Source organism: Gammaproteobacteria bacterium (genome assembly GCA_013696315.1).
Lineage (GTDB): Bacteria > Pseudomonadota > Gammaproteobacteria > JACCYU01 > JACCYU01 > JACCYU01.
Genome location: JACCYU010000163.1, coordinates 1 through 4,161, shown reverse-complemented (window position 1 = coordinate 4,161; position 4,161 = coordinate 1). Strand labels below are relative to the sequence as shown.

Genomic DNA, 4,161 nt, shown 5'->3' with positions numbered 1-4,161 from the left:
CTGTCAACAGCCGCGGCGCAGGTATCGCCAGGGAGAGCGGCTCGATCCCGTCCAAGGGTTCGAGTTCGTGAAAGCGAATCAGGCTGTCTATTCGGTGGCTTTGCTGTGCCGTGTACTGGGCGTCTCCGCCAGCGGTTACTACGCGTGGCTGGAGCGTTTACCGTCGCGGCGGGCGCAGGCCGACGAGCAGCTCTCGGTGCGCATCCGGGAGCTCCACACGCGCTCGCGTGAGACCTACGGCATGCCCCGCATTCACGCCGAACTGGCCGACGCGGGCACACCTGTGGGCCGCAAGCGCGTGGCGCGTCTGATGGCCCGTATGGGCCTTGCAGGCATTAGTCGCCGCACGGGCTTCAAGACCACCGTGCGTGACCGTGATGCATGCCCGGCGCCCGATCTGGTCGCGCGTCGCTTCACCGCCGAGCAACCCGATCGGCTGTGGGTCGCCGACATCACCTACGTGCCGACGCTGGCGGGCTTCCTGTTCCTGGCGGTCGTTCTGGACGTGTGCACGCGTCGCATCGTCGGCTGGGCCATGGCCAACCACCTGCGCACGGCGCTGATCCTGGACGCGCTCAACATGGCCATCTGGCAGCGCCGGCCTATCGAGGTGATCCATCACTCGGACCAGGGCACGCAGTACACGTCGATCGCCTTCGGCCTGCGCTGTAAGCAAGTCGGCGTACGCCCCTCGATGGGTTCGGTCGGTGACTGCTTACGCCTTCGCGATGTGCGAGAGCTTCTTCGCCACACTCGAATGCGAGCTGCTCGACCGCCGGCGCTTCGAAACGCATGCTCAGGCTCGTATCGCGATCTTCGAGTTCATCGAAGGCTGGTACAACCCGCATCGTCGGCACTCATCCCTCGGCTACTTGTCACCCGTTCAATTCGAGAGGAGCATAAACACGACCCACAAAACCCCTAAACTGCTGCCACACGCGGCTTGAATCCCAAGCCGCCAACCGTCCACGAAAACGGGGTAACTCCATTGTACAAATTTGTTGCGTAATACTAAGCGATTGATTTTTGAGTAAAGTCTAAAATCATTGCATGATTAGATGATGTTTGGCCGCATAATTTTGTCGTCTATATTTAGTTAGCCGCCTCCAATTCCCAAACTTTTCTCTATTCTTAATTTAATGTCTACGAAATTTTCCTCAGTTGGTCGGGGACATCTAGCAAAGAAGTAGCTCAGGTTCTGCGGCAATGGCTCCCCGCCGTTCTGCAGGCCACTCGACCATACTTCTCACTCGATGACATTGCGAAAGGTGCTCGTTGGAGCAGCGAAGTTGCATCTGAATTGCAGGAGTCATCAGTGGGCATACTTTGCGTTACTAGAGAAAATCTATCTGCTCCTTGGCTCATGTTCGAAGCCGGTGCGCTCGCCAAAAGTCTTGACCAATCTCGCGTTATCCCGCTTTTGATTGGAGTAGAACCCGCCGACTTGAGCGGCCCGCTCACACAGTTTCAAGCAGCAAGGTTCGATCGTCCAGATGTTCGTCGCCTGCTGTCCGTAATCAATGCTCAGTTGGGTTCGGAGGCACTTGAAGAAACGGTGCTTGCTTCGGTCTTTGAAAAGTGGTGGCCCGACCTGGAGACCAAGATCACTTCTATTATTCACACTCTCATATCCTCTGGCACCAAGAGCGCGCGAACGGACCGGGAGATTCTTGAAGAAATTCTCGAGCTAATGCGGGATCGTGTATTTCGCTCAGTTCGGTTGCAAGGCACTACGCTGCGTCAAGGAGATGTTCTTTCGCGCCCAATCGACGAACTACTGATTACTGCACGGACAGCGAATATTTTAAAGGCGGAAAGTATTTACACGATTGGCGATCTCATTGACCACAGCGAGAATCAACTTCTTAAGACTCCGAACATGGGGCGCAAGACCCTCAATGAGATAAAAGAGGTTCTTGCGGCGATAGACATAGAGCTGAAGGGCAATGGCGAAGTCTCATGAAGCGGCTAACCCTTCGTTGCAGCGGACAGCCAAAAGCCGCGCTTTTGTCTGCCGCTGAACTCAAACGTTAGCCCCCGTACTCACAACTTCCACGACGAGGAGAAATGATGCAAATGACAATCACCGACCGCCTCTCGAAGCTCTGCGATGAAGGCGATTCACAGGAAACTGATCGCGGGGTCGAGCTCTGGTCTCGCAAGGTGCTGGCGTTTCTCAAGTCCGCAGTCGGACCATTTGAGGCAGCCCAATTTTCGAACCTGAAATTTCCAGATGTCTGGGAGCAGCACGCTTTCCAACTTGGTCACCTGCAAGGGCTCGTAGCAAAGCTCGAAGCACAAGAGCAACCAGCCCCGTCGGCAGCGGGTGCTGCTGTAACGTCGCCACCCTCACAGCGCTCAGAACCGGCGCTCGATTCGAGAAAGATATTTGTTGTGCATGGCCACGACAACGAGTCCAAAGAGGGGACCGCGCGATTCCTGGAGCGGCTCGGTCTTCAACCGATCATTCTTCATGAGCAACCGAATTCCGGACGTACAGTCATCGAGAAGTTCGAAAACTTCTCTGGCGACATAGCGTTTGCTGTTGTGCTGCTTACCCCGGATGACGTTGGAAATGTTGCATCGGATCCTAAAAACCTAAGGGCAAGGGCGCGTCAGAATGTCATCATGGAACTCGGATATTTCATGGGACGGCTTGGCCGATCGAGGGTCTGTGCCTTGCATAAGGGTGGCGTGGAGTTGCCATCTGACTATCAAGGGGTGATATACGTCGAAATGGACCCAGCCGGAGCTTGGAAGGCGAAGCTCGCTCAGGAGTTCGTGCAAGCGAAGCTGCCAATTGAGCTTAGTGGCCTACTCGGGGGCTAACCATTCCATCGAGCGGACATCCGACATCAGGCTTCGCCTGCTGTCGGCTGCCGCTCATGTCAAACGTTGGGCAATTGAACCATGCTTGATGCACTCTCTCAGCTAAGTCTGTCCGAGTGGAAGGATGTTGCCGCCGTTGTCGGCGTTGCTATCGCATTGGGAACGCTGCTAAAGGGAGTAATCGAGTATAGCCACCAAGACGCACAAAAACGTGCTGAGCACTTCCTCAACATGCGTAAGCGGTTGAAAGACAATTCAACCTTAGAAGAGCTTTGTGCCCTTCTGGAAGTTGACGATCCGAAGCTTGTAGACGTGCCGTTTAAGGACAAGCGAAGTCTGCTTGGATTCTTCGAGGAGATCTCGCTAATGATGAACTCTGGCCTCATTAGAAAGGCGGTCGCTCACTACATGTTCGGCTATTACGCAATACGGTGCTGGGACAGCAAGCACTTTTGGTGTGACATCGAGAAGAACAGCATCTACTGGACTGTCTTTCGAGAATTCGTGGAGGATATGAAGTCTATGGAGAAACACTTTTCGTTCAACCGTCGGCACTTTCGCTTCTGATCATGGTGCCCAACATTGCGCTGCAGCGGACTGCGGGGGGAAACCCTCGTTCTTTCTTGCGTCAGTGGCCCGCAGCCGCCGAGCTTGAGCGTTGGGCAGCGACAGCGTTCTTAATTCAATGAAGGAGGTCGCCGAATGAAGGTCGTCGTCGCCGTGTTGATGGGGCTCATCTCTGGCTTCCTCATCTACATGATGGGCGCCATGCTGGCCGTCGACTTGTCGAGCAGCCAAGCTCCCGCTCCGGCTTTCGTGGCGCTTCTGTTCCTTGGCGGCTGGGCTCTTTCAACCTGGCTGCTGCTTCGCGGCGCTCGAACTCTGTCAGCAGTGTTTCGAAGAGGTTTCCTATTGGGCGCGGCTGAGTGGCTGCTCATGGCCGCCATTGGCGTAATTTTCAGCGGCCGCGCCGTTGGCTCTACCATCTCTCAGACAGGAGGCTCGGACGCTGCAGCGGCCGGAGCCGCTATCGGCGGCGGGATGATGGCAGCCATTACCGGAGGGGTTTCGGTATTCATGGCTGTTGTTTGCCTTATCGGGTTTGCAATCGCGTATTTCACGGGCCGAGAGATGAGCGACCGCACATCAACGCCGACGCGAAAGTGCCCGGAGTGTGCCGAGATGATTCAGCCGGATGCAAGAAAGTGCCGCTTCTGCGGGGTTGTACTCTCACCGGAGCCAGCACGATCGTAGATTCACCCGACTGCCCAACGATCGTTGCAGTTGACAAGCGATCCATCGATGGCGGCGGCTTCGCCGCCGCTCTTATGT

Annotated in this window: 5 protein-coding genes and 1 pseudogene; all 6 read left to right on the top strand. The window is 55.9% G+C overall.

What is annotated here, in order from left to right:
* A partial coding sequence (locus H0V34_09875; GenBank protein MBA2491987.1) for an IS3 family transposase occupies positions 1-925 on the top strand: 925 nt, incomplete at its 5' end.
* A gap of 225 nt (positions 926-1,150) precedes the next feature.
* A pseudogene (locus tag H0V34_09870) lies at positions 1,151-1,486 on the top strand (toll/interleukin-1 receptor domain-containing protein).
* Between the two features lie 204 nt (positions 1,487-1,690).
* The gene (locus H0V34_09865) at positions 1,691-1,963 is read left to right on the top strand and encodes a hypothetical protein (protein ID MBA2491986.1); all 273 of its coding nucleotides are present in this window, start codon (positions 1,691-1,693) and stop codon (positions 1,961-1,963) included.
* Positions 1,964-2,067: 104 nt separating this feature from the next.
* Complete coding sequence (locus tag H0V34_09860) at positions 2,068-2,829, top strand: nucleotide-binding protein (protein ID MBA2491985.1); 762 nt, start codon at positions 2,068-2,070, stop codon at positions 2,827-2,829.
* A gap of 81 nt (positions 2,830-2,910) precedes the next feature.
* Entirely contained in the window at positions 2,911-3,396 is a 486-nt protein-coding gene (locus tag H0V34_09855; GenBank protein ID MBA2491984.1) for a hypothetical protein, read from the top strand.
* A 135-nt stretch (positions 3,397-3,531) separates the two neighbouring features.
* Positions 3,532-4,083, top strand: a complete 552-nt coding sequence (locus tag H0V34_09850) for a zinc ribbon domain-containing protein (protein ID MBA2491983.1) — start codon at positions 3,532-3,534, stop codon at positions 4,081-4,083.
* Positions 4,084-4,161 lie beyond the last annotated feature (78 nt).

Excerpts from the sequence above, each read along its gene's own strand:
- H0V34_09865 (MBA2491986.1), top strand. The coding sequence starts at position 1,691 with ATGCGGGATCGTGTATTTCGCTCAGTTCGGTTGCAAGGCACTACGCTG.
- H0V34_09860 (MBA2491985.1), top strand. The coding sequence starts at position 2,068 with ATGATGCAAATGACAATCACCGACCGCCTCTCGAAGCTCTGCGATGAA.
- H0V34_09855 (MBA2491984.1), top strand. The coding sequence starts at position 2,911 with ATGCTTGATGCACTCTCTCAGCTAAGTCTGTCCGAGTGGAAGGATGTT.
- H0V34_09850 (MBA2491983.1), top strand. The coding sequence starts at position 3,532 with ATGAAGGTCGTCGTCGCCGTGTTGATGGGGCTCATCTCTGGCTTCCTC.